The organism is Microbulbifer maximicatervae (SeqCode) (genome assembly GCF_052468295.1).
Map to the genome: position 1 here is coordinate 1,237,812 of NZ_CP174340.1, position 16,599 is coordinate 1,254,410.

Annotated in this window: 19 protein-coding genes; 5 read left to right on the forward strand and 14 right to left on the reverse strand. The window is 50.1% G+C overall.

The features are described from left to right. Positions 1 to 88: 88 nt before the first annotated feature. From ACJJIQ_RS05890 to tusC (ACJJIQ_RS05900), 3 genes are read right to left on the reverse strand one after another with little or no spacing between them, the layout of a single operon-like run. On the reverse strand, positions 89 to 424 hold the full coding sequence (locus ACJJIQ_RS05890; RefSeq protein ID WP_445364000.1) for a TusE/DsrC/DsvC family sulfur relay protein: 336 nt from the start codon (positions 422 to 424) through the stop codon (positions 89 to 91). 6 nt (positions 425 to 430) lie between these two features. After that, positions 431 to 724, reverse strand: coding sequence for a sulfurtransferase complex subunit TusB (gene tusB, locus ACJJIQ_RS05895; protein ID WP_445364001.1), 294 nt, complete (start codon positions 722 to 724; stop codon positions 431 to 433). Position 725: 1 nt separating this feature from the next. Further along, entirely contained in the window at positions 726 to 1,088 is a 363-nt protein-coding gene (tusC, locus tag ACJJIQ_RS05900) for a sulfurtransferase complex subunit TusC (RefSeq protein ID WP_445364002.1), read from the reverse strand. A gap of 233 nt (positions 1,089 to 1,321) precedes the next feature. Here tusC (ACJJIQ_RS05900) and ACJJIQ_RS05905 point away from each other — a divergent pair, with 233 nt between their 5' ends. Next, positions 1,322 to 1,450, forward strand: coding sequence for a hypothetical protein (locus tag ACJJIQ_RS05905; protein WP_445364003.1), 129 nt, complete (start codon positions 1,322 to 1,324; stop codon positions 1,448 to 1,450). Positions 1,451 to 1,641: 191 nt separating this feature from the next. Here ACJJIQ_RS05905 and ACJJIQ_RS05910 read toward each other — a convergent pair whose 3' ends face one another. Further along, complete coding sequence (locus ACJJIQ_RS05910; protein WP_445364004.1) at positions 1,642 to 1,986, reverse strand: hypothetical protein; 345 nt, start codon at positions 1,984 to 1,986, stop codon at positions 1,642 to 1,644. A 577-nt stretch (positions 1,987 to 2,563) separates the two neighbouring features. Next, complete coding sequence (locus tag ACJJIQ_RS05915) at positions 2,564 to 3,679, reverse strand: agmatine deiminase family protein (RefSeq protein WP_445364005.1); 1,116 nt, start codon at positions 3,677 to 3,679, stop codon at positions 2,564 to 2,566. A 1,027-nt stretch (positions 3,680 to 4,706) separates the two neighbouring features. Here ACJJIQ_RS05915 and ACJJIQ_RS05920 point away from each other — a divergent pair. The 4 genes from ACJJIQ_RS05920 to ACJJIQ_RS05935 all read left to right on the forward strand — a co-directional run bounded on the left by ACJJIQ_RS05920 (position 4,707) and on the right by ACJJIQ_RS05935 (position 7,199). Continuing rightward, positions 4,707 to 5,510, forward strand: a complete 804-nt coding sequence (locus ACJJIQ_RS05920; protein ID WP_445364006.1) for a hypothetical protein — start codon at positions 4,707 to 4,709, stop codon at positions 5,508 to 5,510. 12 nt (positions 5,511 to 5,522) lie between these two features. Further along, positions 5,523 to 5,996, forward strand: a complete 474-nt coding sequence (locus ACJJIQ_RS05925) for a hypothetical protein (RefSeq protein WP_445364007.1) — start codon at positions 5,523 to 5,525, stop codon at positions 5,994 to 5,996. Positions 5,997 to 6,085: 89 nt separating this feature from the next. Then, on the forward strand, positions 6,086 to 6,862 hold the full coding sequence (locus tag ACJJIQ_RS05930; protein WP_445364008.1) for a hypothetical protein: 777 nt from the start codon (positions 6,086 to 6,088) through the stop codon (positions 6,860 to 6,862). Continuing rightward, complete coding sequence (locus ACJJIQ_RS05935) at positions 6,855 to 7,199, forward strand: hypothetical protein (RefSeq protein WP_445364009.1); 345 nt, start codon at positions 6,855 to 6,857, stop codon at positions 7,197 to 7,199. The genes ACJJIQ_RS05930 and ACJJIQ_RS05935 overlap by 8 nt, the downstream gene beginning before the upstream one ends. A gap of 258 nt (positions 7,200 to 7,457) precedes the next feature. Here ACJJIQ_RS05935 and ACJJIQ_RS05940 read toward each other — a convergent pair whose 3' ends face one another. The 9 genes from ACJJIQ_RS05940 to ACJJIQ_RS05980 all read right to left on the reverse strand — a co-directional run bounded on the left by ACJJIQ_RS05940 (position 7,458) and on the right by ACJJIQ_RS05980 (position 16,502). Next, a complete protein-coding gene (locus tag ACJJIQ_RS05940) occupies positions 7,458 to 7,793 on the reverse strand; it encodes a TusE/DsrC/DsvC family sulfur relay protein (RefSeq protein WP_444913342.1) in 336 nt (111 codons plus the stop codon). 6 nt (positions 7,794 to 7,799) lie between these two features. Continuing rightward, positions 7,800 to 8,093: a sulfurtransferase complex subunit TusB gene (gene tusB / locus ACJJIQ_RS05945; RefSeq protein WP_445364010.1), complete on the reverse strand. Its 294-nt coding sequence runs from the start codon at positions 8,091 to 8,093 to the stop codon at positions 7,800 to 7,802. Position 8,094: 1 nt separating this feature from the next. Next, positions 8,095 to 8,457, reverse strand: a complete 363-nt coding sequence (tusC, locus tag ACJJIQ_RS05950; protein ID WP_444907989.1) for a sulfurtransferase complex subunit TusC — start codon at positions 8,455 to 8,457, stop codon at positions 8,095 to 8,097. 2 nt (positions 8,458 to 8,459) lie between these two features. Then, a complete protein-coding gene (tusD, locus tag ACJJIQ_RS05955) occupies positions 8,460 to 8,852 on the reverse strand; it encodes a sulfurtransferase complex subunit TusD (protein WP_445364011.1) in 393 nt (130 codons plus the stop codon). 65 nt (positions 8,853 to 8,917) lie between these two features. Further along, the gene (locus tag ACJJIQ_RS05960; RefSeq protein ID WP_444897635.1) at positions 8,918 to 9,601 is read right to left on the reverse strand and encodes a Bax inhibitor-1/YccA family protein; all 684 of its coding nucleotides are present in this window, start codon (positions 9,599 to 9,601) and stop codon (positions 8,918 to 8,920) included. A 239-nt stretch (positions 9,602 to 9,840) separates the two neighbouring features. Further along, positions 9,841 to 12,270 carry an endonuclease/exonuclease/phosphatase family protein gene (locus tag ACJJIQ_RS05965; protein ID WP_445364012.1) on the reverse strand — a complete coding sequence of 810 codons (2,430 nt, stop codon included), beginning with the start codon at positions 12,268 to 12,270 and terminating at the stop codon, positions 9,841 to 9,843. A 10-nt stretch (positions 12,271 to 12,280) separates the two neighbouring features. Further along, complete coding sequence (locus ACJJIQ_RS05970; RefSeq protein WP_445364013.1) at positions 12,281 to 13,555, reverse strand: glycosyltransferase; 1,275 nt, start codon at positions 13,553 to 13,555, stop codon at positions 12,281 to 12,283. Beyond that, positions 13,552 to 15,795 carry a glucosidase family protein gene (locus ACJJIQ_RS05975; RefSeq protein ID WP_445364014.1) on the reverse strand — a complete coding sequence of 748 codons (2,244 nt, stop codon included), beginning with the start codon at positions 15,793 to 15,795 and terminating at the stop codon, positions 13,552 to 13,554. The genes ACJJIQ_RS05970 and ACJJIQ_RS05975 overlap by 4 nt, the downstream gene beginning before the upstream one ends. After that, positions 15,795 to 16,502: a TVP38/TMEM64 family protein gene (locus ACJJIQ_RS05980; RefSeq protein ID WP_444941457.1), complete on the reverse strand. Its 708-nt coding sequence runs from the start codon at positions 16,500 to 16,502 to the stop codon at positions 15,795 to 15,797. The genes ACJJIQ_RS05975 and ACJJIQ_RS05980 overlap by 1 nt, the downstream gene beginning before the upstream one ends. Positions 16,503 to 16,599: the final 97 nt, after the last annotated feature.

Below are 16,599 nucleotides of genomic sequence, written 5' to 3' on the forward strand. Positions count from 1 at the left end.
AGCAGGTGATTGATGGGGGCGGTCAGCCGGATATTTAGAGGGGAAATTGACCAGGCTGTTTCAAAGTGCGCCTGGCCGGCGGAGAAATTTACAGGCAATTAGTTGGTTTAGGTAAGCCGGCAACTTTACTGGCCACCCTTGCTGGGCTTGGGGGGAAAAGTTGCATCAAATAGATACTGCGGCCCTTTTCTGCGCCTAGATGCTGGCCAATATATTTCACCAGCGGGCGCATCGCGGGGGAGAGTTCAAACTCGCGGTAGAATTCTTGTAACAGCTCAATAACTTGCCAGTGTTCCTCGGTTAACTCGATGCCCTCAGCATTGGCTAGCTGAAGGGCGGCGTCCCGGCTCCAGTCGCTGAGGTTGCGCAGGTAACCCTCCTTGTCCAAAGGGATTTTCTGGCCATTGACTACTAGGTTGCTCATTTTTTGTTACCGAAACCAGCTGACTATGGGTTGATGCTGGGTACAGAGCTGTACCCAGCGCGCATCATCGATCATTTCCACTTTATCCATATTTGCTGCAAGTTGCTGCTGGCCACGGGCAGCGGTGTCTGCTTCAAGGCAGAAAACTTGAGTACTTGGCACCGTTTCCAGAGCCTTGTGCCTCAGCGCATAGACACCATCTTCAATAAGCAGGAGCGAGTCATCCTGAGTAAAAGCACCCAGGCATTCCTTAAGGGCACTGCTGGTATAAGGGGATTTACTAACAATATGCAAAGTCATATCAGAAGCTCAATACAGTGGGATAGGCGCTGATCAGTGAGCCGGTATCTTTAGCGGCTTTAGTCTCGGCGCCGGCAACCTGGATCTGCTCCAGGGTGATATTGCGTTCAGCAAGGCTTTTCTCACAAACGAAAAACTGTTCAATGCCAAACATCGGCAGAGCCTGCAAATTGCGTCGCAGGCTTTTCTGGCCGATATCCGCAGGTGATTGCTGGTCCAGCAACTGGAATACCCCATCGCCGAGAAATAGCAGGTCCATGTCCTGTTCCATCGCGGCCGCTGCCAGTACGGCTTCGATACCTTCCCTCGCCAGGGCATTGCCGTAGGGGGCGGTGCGGCATAGGGCCAATGATTTAGTACTCATGCTTAGCCTCCAAAGGTAATCAGGCGATCGGAAATTAGAAATTATTCTGGACACCCATAGATTGGAGAAAGGCGTTAACAGTGTTGCTAGCGCTAACCCCAGTATCTATTTCTTTCTGTTTGCTAGGGAGCCTCTGAATAACTCCGTGATGTCTCTGGCATGCAGAGTGGTTCACAATCAAGGCGCGGCTTCGCAGGAATGTCTAGGCCTTTCAAGAAGTCGCAACGCGGAGTGTGAATCGCTCTGCAAGCCCCGAAGGGCGGGCCTTGAAGGCCGCATCTGCTGCGTTGCAGCTCTTGCAAAGGGCTACGGCCATTCGCGGCGAGCTGCGCCTAACATCTGCAGCCTTCAAGACCCGCTGAGGTATTACGTAGTTATTCAGAGGCTCCCTAGTTAAGTTGAGATGAAGTGCTGAAGGTCAATGCTGGCCTTAGGAAAACTGCGGTTATGGGCAAGTATGGAAAACAGCATCGAGAGAATCGGGGGGGCTAGCAGGGTGTTGCAGAAAGGTGTAGCTGAGAATCGCCTATGCTGCGTACCTAGTTTTATTGAGTCACCTGCAAGCGTGTCGTACGGCCTCAGCAGACCCTGCCAAACGTTTGAAGCGGCTTTCAAAATTACGGCTGAGATAAAGCCAGTGCCTTGGTGGAATATCCAGCCGCTCGAGTATGGGAGGAGTATTTTCATCAATGGCTCTGCGCTTACTGGGGGCTAGATGCCGTCCGCTCCGATTAACTAGCTCTAAATAGTGATCCAGCCGAAAAGGAAGCGCTTTAGGCATATTCTGTCGCTCACCGCCTACAAGTGGCAGTAGCTTTTTGGGTTGCACTTCTAAGATTACTGCACGAATACGCTGTAAAATGGGAGTGTGATCAGGATTTTCTGAAGTTTTTGCCATATTGGCTCGGATGAGTTTGAGGTCGATATAGCCCACACAGGCGGCAAGAGCCTTTTCATTCAATAAAGCTTGGGATTTAACGCGTCCTTCTCAGATGTGCTCCGTGCACTTATCTTCAGCGATAGACTCGCAAGGATCAAGAGTATCGCTGTTTAGATAGCGCTGGGCCAAATTAGGGGCCTTGAATATTCTTTGCCAGCGATCAATCACCTCGAAAAGAGACCACTTATCAGCAGTTTTTTTATCAATGTAGAGTACCACTTGGTAATGATTGCTCATTATTGCATAGGAGGCAAGATCCAGGGCAAAACCTCAGTCAAATTATGCATGCGATTTTCAATTCACTCGCGTCGATGCTCGTAATCTTTCCTGGATACACTATTCCGACCATAAAGAAATGCTCGCCGTACACAGCGGGATACGCAGTGGTAATAAGGTTTGCGTCAAGAGATATCTGGGTGCTTCGCGGTAGAGTCATCGGCTGTACGAGTATTAGTGTTTTGCAGATTTGTGCTCCTTTATCAATAATGTTAGCGATCTATACTTTACGTTTGATGAGCGTCTAGTAACTTGATCCTTAAATAACAATTTCTTGTTGTGTAGAACAATGAATACTGCCACCACCAGAGGCAATTCCATCAACTGCTATTTGCTCAATATTATGATTTGGAAAGGCGCCTTGTAAAATAGCTCTGGCTTTCGCGTCTGCGTTTTTATCACCAAATTTTTGAGAGATTATTGCACCGTTACAAATATAGTAACCAATATAGCCTGCGGCAAAGTCTCTAGTGCCAAATCTTTCGTTAATAATTTCTGGCGTATCCAAAATGTGTAGTTTAAGTGGGTTTTCATCTGCGTCGACACTATTGCTTAATGTTTTGATGTTTTCACGAGTAACCCAATAGTCATAGGAGGATTGATAATTATCTCGGCTAACTATCACTTCACCTGGCTTAATAAAGCGTGCATAAAAATCGGTATGGCCATCTGTGATATCCTTGCCCTTAATACCTTTGAGCCAAATAATCTTCCGTAAACCGAGTAGTACCTTGAGTTCCTCCTCAATATCAGACTTTGACCATCCTGGATTGCGATTCTCATTGAGAATACAGCTCTCAGTCATTATGGCGGTGCCATTGCCGTCGACCTCAAAGCATCCACCCTCCAGTACGATATTTGCTCTCTCATGGATTGCTCCAGATCGATTAGCGATATACTTGGCGACATGTTTGTCTAGTGAGTGCTCCTGTTTGTTGCCCCAACCATTGAAATTGAAGTTTAAAGCGATTTTTTCTCCATAGCTGGATCTTACGAAGATAGGGGCAGTGTCACGGAGCCACAAGTCATCGATTTCAAAAGTGTGTAGCTCAATTTCATAATTTGAACCATCTAAATCCAGTAGTGTTTTCGCTTCATGTAAGTCCTTTCTGCTCACCAGGATAGATACAGGCTCATAATTGGCAATTGTATTCGCAATTAATGCCAGATTTCTTTTCACCTCAGGAATTTGCTTGTGTGACCAAATGTAATTGTTTGCAACAAAAGCCATCCATGTTCTTTTGTGTTGGCCACTTTCATCAGGCATGTGAAGCGAGCTATAGGCTAAGCTCTGTGTGGCTAATGTTTTTTTTGCGAATAAGGAGCCTCCGAACAAAAGGGAACTCATCTTAATAAATAGTCGTCGGTCAATCATGATGGCTTACTGCAATTTTGAATGGTTAATTTCTGAGGTTTATTGGTTCAAGTCTAATGTCATTTTGCATTTAAGGCTATAAGTTCATGTGAAGTTTGCAGTCTAATTGCTATATAAAAATTATATTAAAATATATTTTCTTTTTAAGTGGGGTTGTCGTGTGTTTGAAGAGGATTTGTCCTATTTGAGTGCGCTCTATAGAGCCTTAATCTATCTTGTTGTTTAAAAGTATAATTAACTAATATTATATTAAATAATTTGTTTACATTAAGAGTGCCCGGTTGTTGCTGGGCGATACGACCTGTAGAGAGATTGTTGGGGGAAGCTTTACTGGCTAAGGCTCCAGCGACCCGTGCACTTGTCTTCAGCATTAGCTTGGTAAGCGATAGGCTCGTTTAAACAGCGCATGAACCGGCTGACACCTGTTAAGCGTTCTCGCCATATCGAAGCGACATGATCTAGTGTCTTAAGCTCGTAGCGTTCAAACTATGGCCGTTTAGATAGCGCCGGGCCAAATTAGAGGCCTTGAATATTTTTGCTAGCGATCAATCACCTCAAAAAGAGACCACTTATCGGCAGAGTTTTTGTCAATGTAGAGTGCCACATGTTAGTGGTTGCTCATTACTGTATAGGTGGCAAGGTCCAGGGCAAAAATCTCAGCCAAATTATGCATACGATTTTCAATCCACTTGCGTCGGTTCTCGCCGGATACACTATCCCGGCCGCAGAGGAATGCTCGCTGTACTTAGCGGGATAGGCAGTGGTAATAAGGCGTTGCGCCAAGAGATATTTGGGTGCTTCGCGGTAGAGTTATCGACTGTAAACGTATTGATATGGGGGGAATATCCAGTGTTTTGTGGACTTGCGCTCTTTTGTCAATGGTGTTGGTGGTTTATACTTTATGTTTGATGGGTGTCCAAAAATGTTGTTTGCCACTGCAGTTTTGATGCCGCTCAAGGGGCGCTCGAAGACGTAGGCTCTGAATTAATAAAAGAAGCATCTGAAGAATTTATCTTAGAAGGCTAAAATGTTCGAGAATTACCAGTTTAAAACCGAAAGAAATGCTCAGTGGGAAAGAATTGAGGTCTCTAAGCGGGAAGATGGAAGAGCGGAAGTTTATAATCAAAAAGATAAGGCGTTTTTCTATAACGGATTTGATGAAACTGATTGGCGTAAAGTTGAGCCTCATCATGTTGGCAACCTTGCGCTGTATCCAAAGAAGACGATTGCCGGCTGGAAAGACTACTTTAGTTATTTTAAAGACAACCCATTAAAGCCTTACCAGGTTGCTGACTTGCAACAAGCTTTATTGGAGGGGAGGATTGGGGAGTATGCTCACCCTCAAGATGATGCCTATTATGTTTGGAACTTTTGGGGTGATACTTGGCTCCCAGATTCAATTATAGACATAGAGATTCCGATAAAAGAACCGATAGTCCCGCTTGACGCAAGCTTTGCCTATAGTTGTGCTATGCGAAACCTTACGGGCTGGTTAAAAGATACGGACAATAACAGTGTTGGAAGCTATTTAGAATATCTACCACGCTTTATGGATGCCATGCCGCCATTATTAGACGCCCGGTTATTTGATTTCAAGAATTATAAGATCAGGCAGACACTATCCCCTGAGTTGCCGGTGCGTATTGGGCCGGCTAAATCCCGTATGAAACAATTAATCCGTAATGCCCATGGTCTGATAGATCCGACCGATAAAAAACGTGATTATAAAGTGACAGTGGCTAAAAACTTTTTTGACGTATTTGATGCTCATAGTGACAAGCTGGGTGAAGATTTCCCGCGCTTTATCGCCGAAGCCTTGGAAGAAGAGTAGGGGGGTTAGGTTATGGAAGCTGATGGAACGCTGTTAATACTGAATCCTAAAGTGGTTTTACCCAAGCTATTGGTAACTTTCAATTGTATTAGCTGGTCAGCGCTGACCGAGCTTTATCAATTAGCGGGGTTTAAAGAACCGTTAGAGGAATTAGACTATTCCCTCCTCGTTAATGAAGCCCTGCCTACGCAAGGTGCAGAGGAGGCTTTTGATGGTGTAGTGATTTATAGTTTGTCCGATGCCTGGATGTATTTTGCAAAAAAGCTAGTGGAGCAGGGTAGAGATATAGAGCTTTATGGCGTGATTGAGCGGGATGGCGGCAATATTGAATACTATGCCGTGCGAGAGGGTCTGCGCTTTTGGGGGGAGTTTAGCCGGGAAGGTGATGATGACAATACCGCTTTGGCTGAATGGTTAGCTGTATTGCCAAATGACGTGCGGGAGTATTTTTTAACTCAGGTTTCGGTGGGATGTGAAGAAGACTAATGCCAGGTTTTATCGAACGAAGTGATCAGTAGTTTAGCCTGTCTAGGCTTTGATGAAGTTGCTGATGTGACCGTTGCAGAGGATTAGATATGTCGAGTCAGCCTGATTTAGAATTCACCAAAGATTCTGAGTGGATTAATCAAAGAGAAAGATATTGGAAGCCACTTGAAGCAGACTTAAAAGAGAATAACCGCAGTGCAAAGGTTGCTCAATTTAAGCAGCTATATCTGACAGGAACTTGTGATGATATTCCAACCCTTAGAAATGCAGAGCGAAGTGGCGCCATCGTTATATATTACCCTTTGCAGACAGCTGAAGGTTGGGATTTTGCATTTCAAAATGAATACTTGAAGCCTGAGCTCTTTAAGAAGTTTTTTTATGATTCGTTAGAAAATACTTATAAAAACTGGATGCCAAGTGAAGAGGTTCAGCTTCGCTTTTTTGATTACTTTCACCCTGAAATCTATCAGCAAGTGGTTAAAAGTCGTGTCCCTGTCGGCAGAGACCAGAAAGTAGTTGAGTTGGATGTTGACCCTTATGATTTGTTTGATCGAATGTGTGGGTGTATAGGGAGTTACTTGCGCAAAGGTTATCCAACTATACTGATGAAGCGCCTAGATTACTTTTTTTCTTGTTTGGATGCTCTTGGTGATCTTGCCAATTCCGATTCCAAGTCTGTTGAGTATTGTATATATTTTATAAGGCGCTTCTTGAATAATTATTTTGAATTTAATCCAAAAGTTATATTGGATGACCAGTCACAGCAAATAGCTTTTTTAAAGCGATTTTATGATCATGTCGCTAATAACCCAGTAGACCCTAGTATTAAAAAAATTTGGCAAGAGGTGGTTTCTGAACATGAGTGATAATCGCTTTGCTATTGATATTACTGTCCCGCAGGACCAATTGTCAGACTGGGTGGTTTTAATTCAAGGTTTATGTGGTGGACAGTTGGGCGCTTACCTCGAAGAGCGGTTGGAAGCTCTTAACCCTGACTCCCTGACTTTAATGGATAAAGTACTGGACGACTGGTGCAACTATGGTCGTCCTACTTTTTATGATTTTGAACAGCAGGGTAATCGGCTACGCTGCCACGCTGAAGGCCCAACCGGGTTTCACCGAGATCTTGAAGTTTTTCGTGAGGCTTTGGTGCTTTGTGGGGCAATAGTTAATGTGGAGGATAAGAGTTTGTTGGAGCTTTAGGGATACACGATTTGGACACCCCGTGCGCCGAGTTAAATCGGCAAAAAATTGGAGGTGGAAGCCCTCAACCCGGTAAGGTTTAGCAAACCGCTGGGACCCTGAGTCATGGGCGTTGTTTGCAGCACATATGGATTTGAGTCTAAGAGGCAAAGAACTCGCAAATAAGCACTGACCTTATATGGTGATTAGATAAAATCCATTTAGGTGGTCTGCCGGCCAGGTTGTTTCTAGCTTACCTGGCCAAGTGTTGCGAGGGGATTACAAGCAGTTGGTCGGCTTAGGCAAGCCGGCAATTTTACTGGCCACTTTTGCTGGGCTTGGGGGGAAGAGCTGCATCAAGTAAATACTACGGCCCTTTTCTGCGCCTAGATGCTGGCCAATATATTTCACCAGCGGGCGCATAGCGGGGGAGAGTTCAAACTCGCGGTAAAATTCTTGCAACAGCTCAATAACTTGCCAGTGTTCCTCTGTTAACTCGATGCCCTCAGCATTGGCTAACTGAAGGGCGGCATCCCGGCTCCAGTCGCTGAGGCTGCGCAGGTAACCCTCTTTGTCCAAGGGGATTTCCTGGCCATTGACTACTAGGTTGCTCATTTTTTGTTACCGAAACCAGCTGACTATGGGGTGATGCTCGGTACAGAGCTGTACCCAGCGCGCATCATCGATCATTTCCACTCTATCCATGTTTACTGCAAGTTGCTGCTGGCCTCGGGCAGTGGCGTCTGCTTCAAGGCAGAAAATTTGGGTACTTGGCACCGTTTCCAGAGCCTCGTGCCTCAGCGCATAGACACCATCTTCAATAAGCAGGAGCGAGTCATCCTGAGAAAAAGCACCCAGGCATTCCTTAAGGGCACTGCTGGTATAGGGGGATTTACTGACAATATGCAAAGTCATATCAGAAACTCAATACGGTGGGGTAGGCGGCGATCAGTGAGCCGGTATCTTTTACGGCTTTAGTCTCGGCGCCGGCAACCTGGATCTGCTCCAGGGTGATATTGCGTTCAGCAAGGCTTTTCTCACAAACGAAAAACTGCTCAATGCCAAACATCGGCAGAGCCTGCAAATTGCGTCGCAGGCTTTTCTGGCCGATATCCGCAGGTGATTGCTGGTCCAGCAACTGGAATACCCCATCGCCGAGAAATAGCAGGTCCATGTCCTGTTCCATCGCCGCCGCTGCCAGTACGGCTTCGATACCTTCCCGTGCCAGGGCATTGCCGTAGGGGGCGGTGCGGCATAGGGCCAATGATTTAGTACTCATGCTCAGCCTCCAAAGGTAATCAGGCGATCGGAATTGGCGACAGCATCGGTTAGTTGGCCGAGGCCTGCCAGCTCAAAGCCCTCTGCCAAGTTGGCGGCGGGTCTTTCCAGGCGCTCGGCCTCTCGCTGATTCAGCACACCGCGCCGTTGCGCAGCGGCAATACAAACTACCAGGTCCAATTGGTGCTGGTGGCCCAGTGCCTGCCACTCTGAAGTCAGATCAGTTTCGTCCTGGGGAGGGACGGCAATGGCATTGCTGTTTTGCACGCCGTCGCAGTAGAAAAACACTCGATAAATTTCGTGGCCTTGCTCTAGAAGGGCTTTGGCAAACCGGAGTGCACTGGATGAAGACTGGGTGCTGTGGGGGGCTGAGTAGATGGCTAGGGAAAACTTCATAGGGGGCCAAATAGTAAAATGCCCCGCGGTGCGGGGCATTGTGACTTGCTCAACAAGGCTGATGCTTAGTCGTCAGAGGATGCGAATCCAAGGATGTGCAGCAGGCTGGTGAACAGGTTGAAGATGTTCAGGTACAGGGAGGCGGTAGCCATCAGGTAGTTGGTCTCGCCACCGTTGATGATGCGGCTGGTGTCGTACAGGATGAAGCCAGACATCAGCAGGGCAACAACGCCGCTCAGGGCCACGCTAAACAGCGGCATGTGGATGCCGAAGAAGCCAGCGATGATAACGCCCAAGAAACATACCAGTACTGCGATCAGGCCAACGGCCAGGAAGCCGCCCATAAAGCTGAAGTCTTTGCGGGTAGTCAGTACGTAGGCAGACAGGGCAAAGAAGATCAGGGCAGTGGTGCCCAGGGCTTGCATAACGATCTGGCCGCCGCCAGCCATGCCCAGGTAGTGGTTAAGCAATGGGCCAATGGAGGCACCCAGCAAGCCAGTAAATGCGAACACAACACCCACACCTGCGGCGGAGTTTGCTGTGCGCGGTAATACGAACCAGATGAGGGCCAGGGCTCCGAGGGAGCAGACCAGGCTCATGCCACGACCCATGCCAATAGACATGGAAATACCGGCGGTAATGGCACTGAAGAGAACGGTCATTGCCAGTAGGGCATAGGTATTGCGCAACACCTTCGCCGATTCCGAGCGATCCAGTGCGCGGGTTTGAGTATAAGCTTGCGGTTGCATTTAGCGACTCCTGCTATTAAGTGATAGAAGAATCATATAGCTCGCAGTGGGGACCTTCAAGTCGGGAAAACCCTTTTAGCGTCCGTCTGCCAGTCTCTATGAATTCACAAAAACCCTATATTTTTAAAGGATTTATTCAAATATTCTCCGCTTATTGTGGGGGCTGTGGGGCATTTTTCAAGTGTTATCGCTCGGGTTGGAGGGTGCGAAGAGTGTGGGGCTCGATAAGCCGAGATCGATTACTTTCCCCCCTTGATGGGTAGGTCGATATCCACGATCAACGGCAGGTGATCTGAGGCTTGGCGGGTCAGCGATGTCTTGGGCACCCGCACCCGCTTCACATTAAGTCCTGCACTTAGGAACATGTGATCAATACGGACCTTTAGGAAGGTGCCTTTGGGGTTGTGGCGGGGCGCCTGTTCCTGGGCATCCCTGAGATAGCCACCGAGTCGCTTGCACTCGGCAGAGTTGGGTAGCGCGTTGAAGTCTCCCAGTAGCACTCGCTCTCCGGTGCAGCGGGGATTGCTGAGCCATTCGGGGCCGAGAAGGGCATCCACCTGGCGCAGCCTCTCTGCACGGGATAACCCCAGGTGGGTGTTGATAATCTGGATAGGTTTGCCATTGGCTTCGATTTCCACCCAAACAGCTCCACGCGGTTCGTCTGCAGCGGGGTTAAAAAGTCCCCCTTTGCCGGAGGGAGGGCCGGGCAAAATCCCTTTCTTGATGAGCCGGGCGGGGAGATGGGTGAGGATCGCATCACCGTAGCGCTCCTCTTTCATATTTATGGTGGGCTGGAAGTGCAGGTCCATTGCCAGCAGACGAGCAAGTCTTTCGGCCTGGTCGAGGCCTCCGGTGCGTTTGCGCATGACATCCAGTTCTTGTAATGCCACCACATCCGGGCGATAGCGGGCAATTACCCGGGCAATCCGCTGTGGGGAGAGCTTGCCATCTAGCCCTCGGCAACTGTGCACGTTGTAGGTCATGATGCGCAAAACAGTTTTTGGCATCCTGTGGTTATCTACCTTCATGGGGCGGGCGCCACGGAGGTAGGCGCGGGCTGTGGAGCGCAGATCCTGCGGGCGCCAGTAGCCCCGACTGGGGTCTGGGGGCTGGATATCCTCTGGCATCAGGGCGAAGGCATGGGTTTCATTGGGGCCAGAGCCGCCGTGACTGCCATTTTCCATGGCGAAAGTCATGGGTTGCCGCATACCGGCACACCAGCCGTACATCATAAAGTCGCCAGAGTCCGGGTGCCGGCACAGGCTGGCCATATCCTCTGCGGCTTCAACCGGGTAGGGGTGTTCGTCCCCCATCAATTTGCGGCCGTCTTCAGGAAGCTTGATGGGGCCATCTTTCCACCACCCACGCACTGGTGAGGAGGCGGGGGAGGATGGGTCTTCCAGATAGAGTACTAGGGGCACTTTGGCTTGCTCCACCATCCTTTTGGCGGCATCTGCCCGGCTGGTACCGTTCAGATCAATGTTGTACAGCATCGCGATTGGGCCCAGGGCCGCTATGGCGGTGGGTGTTCTATCGCCCTCTTGCGTGGATTCCTCCTCAATACTGCTTTTGTCCATCCACTCACTGCCGAACAGTCGAGCTCGTTCGAAACGGACCTTTTTTGGGATGGTGGTAGATTTGATCTGCGGCGCTGAAGGTAAATTGGATAGAGCTTCCGAAAGGGCATCGCCAAGGCTGCGCCCATTGACCTCTTCATAGGCCACTGTTTGTTCCTGGCCGTGGTCTGAAAAAATCCATACGTCGTAGTGTCGTCGCTCAGAGCCGTGAGCGGCCTTCCAGATTTTGGCTATCGCACTGTCTATCCCCTTCAATACCCAGTGGGCAAAGGCCGATTGCGGCCCGCGCCGGTGGGACTGTTCATCGTAACCGAGCAGGTTGATATAAATAATCGGCAGGCCGCGGGTGATATCAACTTTTACCCCCATGGTGCACAGCTCTCTAGTGAGAATGGTGATGCCTACCCGTGTGGGGATAAACAACAACTCCTTAATCAGGTTTTGGCCGGCGATAATCCCGCGTATGCAATCAATCAGGGATAGAACCAGTTCAATCAAAATTAATGCAGTGGTGCGAACAAGGCTCCAAATATTGGTGACAATCAGGATGGCGATTGCCATGGGGCTGGCTTCGCGTAGGGCCGGGCCCCATCCCTGGTCGGCGGGGCAGAAGTGCGCTTCACCGGTTTTTGTTCCGGCTTTAAATAGGCTGAGATAACAGCTGCCCCCTCGCAAAAGAGGGTCGCGGTGTTGAGTCTTAATTCTTTTTTCGACCAGGGCGGCAACCTCAGGATCGTACATCCGTCCGAGTTTTTGCGTTTCGTGGACGAGGAAGCCAAATGCAGGTACGGCCTGGCGCACTCCATAAAAAAGTTCGGCTTGCACCGCAGGAGTTGTCGAGGGGACTCCCGGATACATATGCTCCAGGCGATAGTGTTCTTTTCTAATTAGCCGCTTCAGAAATGGCATTCGCCCTCGGGCCAGTGCTTTGAGAAGTTCGGGGTAGGCCAGTCCGTCAATCTGGATCAAAATTAGCCCCGGAGCATGGGGGCTATTTGGGTTGGTGGATAGTCCGAGCAAGCGAGTAATCCACTCGCTGCGACTGAGTCGGCGGCGCCAGCGTCTGATTGATAGTCCGATACGGCTTAACATAGTTTCTGGACTAACGCTTGGGTGGTTGATTCAAGGCTGCGCCTGCGGCTTCTGTGAAGCCCTCGAAAATCTCCCACTGTATGGTGATTAATTTTCCAGTGCGTATACATCGCGCATAAATAGAGTTATCAAGCGGCCAGTTGTAGTGCACGAGGGGTTGATAGAGATCCAGTGCTCGCTGGGCGCAACTATTCATGGAAAAATCCTGGGCCGTAATTCTGGCTTCCCTAATCATCTGCTGGCGGCGGTCATCAGGCAGGTTGTGGAACCAGCGTATCGCGGCGACAAAATCATTGAGCGATTCTTTGGTTACCAGGCAGCCGTTAATTCCTTGCTTCAATATATCTCTCGATCCATTGGCTTCCAGGGCGATCACGGGAACTCCAGAGGCCATTGCCTCAGACAGCACTAGACCTTGGGTTTCAGTAGTGGAAGTAAATAGGAAGGTGTCCATCGCGCTATAGACATCCCGGCGGGCATCACCAATGACTTTCCCTGGCATATGTACACGTTGTATTAATTTTTTGTCGGTAAAAAACTGCTGGAGCTGATTTTCCAGTGGGCCGCTGCCAGCGAGAAGAAAGTGTGCGGATGGATATTCCTGTAAAAATTTGGCGACGGCCTGACAAAGAAAAACCAGATTTTTTTCCTTCCCAAAGCGGCCCAGGTGTCCCAACAAAAATGCTGATGCAGGTATTTTCAGTTTTTTCCTGAGCTTATTGCCTTCTCCATGGGCGTATTGCTCTGGGTGCACTCCCGTAGGGACTTCCGCGATTGGAGTTTGTACCCCTCGCTCCCGGAGAAGTCTCACAACACTCAGGCTTGGGGCCAGGACCAGATTAGCTTTATTGGCGAAGCGGGTGGCAACTTCCATTACAAAGCGTTTGAGCGCTTGTGAATCTCCCATCAAGTTGTGGGTATAGTGCTCGTACAATGTGTGATGTGTAAAAACGAGCGGTAGCTCGCGCTCGCGAGAAATGCGCAGGGCTGTCAGCCCCAGAAGAAAAGGGTGGTGGGCATGAAGGATATCCGGACGGAATTTATCCAGCGCATCATTCAAAACCCCTGAAAATGGCAGCGCCATGGAAAAGTCGGTGCCATTAAAATTCTGGATGGAGTGAATTCTCAGAACATGTTCTTCATCGTCAGACTTTTGCGGGAACTCAGGTGCGATCACCAGTACTTTGTGCCCACGTTTGCGATATTCCTCACTAAACGCGGCGACGGAGTGCGCAACGCCGCCCACGTGAGGCAAGTAGGTGTTGGTGAGCATCACGATATTCACTTGGGGCTCAACTCCGCACTCTGCGATTCGTCGGTGATCAGCACTGGCCGGAAGCCGATGGCCTTAATGGCGATAGGTGGGGGCTTCCCATGCCAATCGGCAGCCCAAGAGACCGTTGGTGTGGAGCCTGGTTGAATTTCCAGGGTGACCGAGCCAAACCGGGTTGGCGCGGGCCCAAAGCGGATGGGCTGATCTGAGTCAGTACCTTTGAGCCACTCGGGGGGTAGCCCGGAGATGAGAACCAGAGCGTCCTGCTCTTCGCGGACAAAGCAATTGCGTTGCATCGCCACCCACTCAGCCGCTGCCCAGGCGTGCTGTCCATCCCCCATACATCCGCCGAGAGAATGGGGGTGGATGGCTTCCGGCCATTGCCCTGTTGGCGATGCCAGTTCTGCCACACTGCGCATAAGGTCAATACAACGGGCATCTCCAGCGCGAAGCAATACCTGGGCAATGTGGAGGGTGAGGTAGGCGTTAATTCCAGAGTGGATCATGTCCTGGAAAAATCCGCCGCTCACAAAGCACTTTTCCATCAGGTATTCAGCCAGGTCTAGCAGCCTCGGGTCCTCTGGTGGGTAGAGTTGCAAGGGATAGCCTGCGGCGATCGATCCTACGGCACCGGCATCCAGGCGCCGGTTTGGTGAGGCTGGCATCGCGGGGCGGCCCAGGCGGTCCTGTGCATCCTGCAAGCTTTGATCAATAGTGTGCTGGAAGTCGCTGGCCGCGGTATTGAAGCGATGGGCGTTGTCATCCATACCTTCGCGCGTGCAAATACTGGCGGCACTCTGCAGACCGGCGACACCCCAGAAATCGTCCCAGTAGTAGCAGTCGTTGGGCCCCAGGTGTTCTGCACTGAATCCCGCTGGTAGCAGCCCCCCACAGGGGCTGCCATCATTCGGCAGGCGCTTGTTGATAATCCATTTGGCACCCCTGACGACAGGATCGCACCACGGTTGCTTCAAGGGTTTACCGGTTAATTCACAATAGAGGTTGAATATCCACAGGGCTTCACCATTGGAGTCCCATTCGCCGTCCTGGGAGTGAAAAAAACCATCCCGCTTTTGCCGGTGGGGAAATTGCTCCAAGGCCCTTTCTGCACGGTCTGTCAGTCCGGCAAAAAGCAGCGATTGAATCATAAATGCCGCGTCCCGAAACCAAAACCGTTTGTAGGTGTAAGGCCCCGGGTAGACATCTTTGGGAGAGTGGAGAATAAGGGTGCGTATTGCCGAGTCGTAGAGAAACTGAAATTTTTCGTCGGGAACAGTCAGGGCGCAGTGACCTTCCAGGACGTGTTCCCAGCACAGGGGAGAGCGCTGTTTACTCTCCTCTGTAACCAGTGGAATAGCAACTTCAATCTTGCGGGATTTTCGGTCTTCGATACGAAACATAGCGGCCGCAGAGGCCATACCAATATCACAGAGCCCCTCGCGATTGCTTTCCTTGTCCCTGAGGTGAAGGTAGATGTCGCCGCCCTTGTAATTGGACGCCAAGTGCTTGTCCACCGGTTGACTGAACTCCACTGCAGACTTGTCTTCAATAAGCCAATTGCGCCCGCTATCGCCCAGGCGAACCTTGTGAATGAAGCTGACGCCCTCCGGATTGCAGGGGCGCAAGACCACCATTAACCAGCCGCCTCCCGGGCACTGGGCATTGAGTTCAAGCACACAGCGGGGATGGCCCTGGAGCAAGCTCGCTGAAGCCCTGTTATGTAACTTAAGACCCCGGCGGTGGGATTCGGTGACTATCGCAATATCATCTCCCAGTTCCTGGTGCTGGTTGCAGAAGCCGAGGGTGGAAGGCATTAGCTCTTCACCGCTATCACTGATGACCCAGACATCGATAGACCAACCATCGTAGTGGGGTGTAAGCAGGCCTCGGGGGTCGACAATCGGCAGTTCTTCGCAGTCGGGTATGCCTACAGCAGTCCAGTTGCGGTGGCTCAGATTGCAGTGGCTAATGGAAAAAGCCCGGGGGATAAACGACTTGTCATAGGGATCGAACTGGCGCTGAATCCAGTAGGGCCACACCCAGTCCAGGTTGTGTTGTATGACTTTGCTGTTGATCAGTGCTCGAGCGTGAAATACCGCCCCTGCGCGTAGCAGCTCGATGGGTTCACTCACCTCTGAAGGCTCGGCAAAGCGCTGTAAATGCGCCATCAATGTGAGTGGATCAAGGAAACCGTGAGCGGTGGCAAAGCGGCGTACGAAGAAGCGCCAAGGTAGCCATTTCATCCAAGGCATCAGAGATCCTCTTCTTTAATAATTCTTTTCAATGCACGGCGAGCCATTCGGGTGAGCCCGATGAGTGCGATGACGGCCAGGGCGAATCCGGCAATATAAAATCCCCACTGAATTGGAGTGCGCTCCTCAACCTTGCCCAGGGAGGTGAGATCTGCTGCGATGGAGCCGATGTAAACGTTGTGCAATGTAAGAGGGATAATTCCAAGGAAATTTCCGATCACAAAGTCACGCAGTCGAACTGGAGTCAGTCCAAAGAAGTAGTTCGACAACTTGAAGGGAAATAGGGGAACCAGTCGGGTCAACATAATCATTTGCCAGCCCTCGCGACGAATCACTTCGCCAACAGTCGCGGGCTTGATATGAGACATAACCCACCGAGAGGGCTTCTCGCCGAGAAGGTAGCGGGCGATAAGAAATGCGAGGGTTGCCCCAAGTACGGTACCGGCAATAACCAGTAGAGTTCCTTTTACAACGCCAAATACAAACCCCGCCCCCATGGTAAAAATTACGCCAGGGAGTAAAAATACGATTGCTGCGGCCACAATTAAGATAAATAGCAAACTTGTCTGCCAGCCCTGCTCATTGAGCCACTGCATCAGCTCAATAATCTGATCATCCAGGTCAAAATAAACCAATAAGCTCAACACCCCAGCCACGGCGATAGTGCAAACCGCGAGAATCAATAGAGGAATAAACTTCACCGCCATAGGGTTTTCCACGGAACCAAAGAAATACGGTTTTGATTGCCGCCATTAACTAGCCTAGCTAAAGGATCGCGACAGGTGATGCTTCTTTATGGCGTCT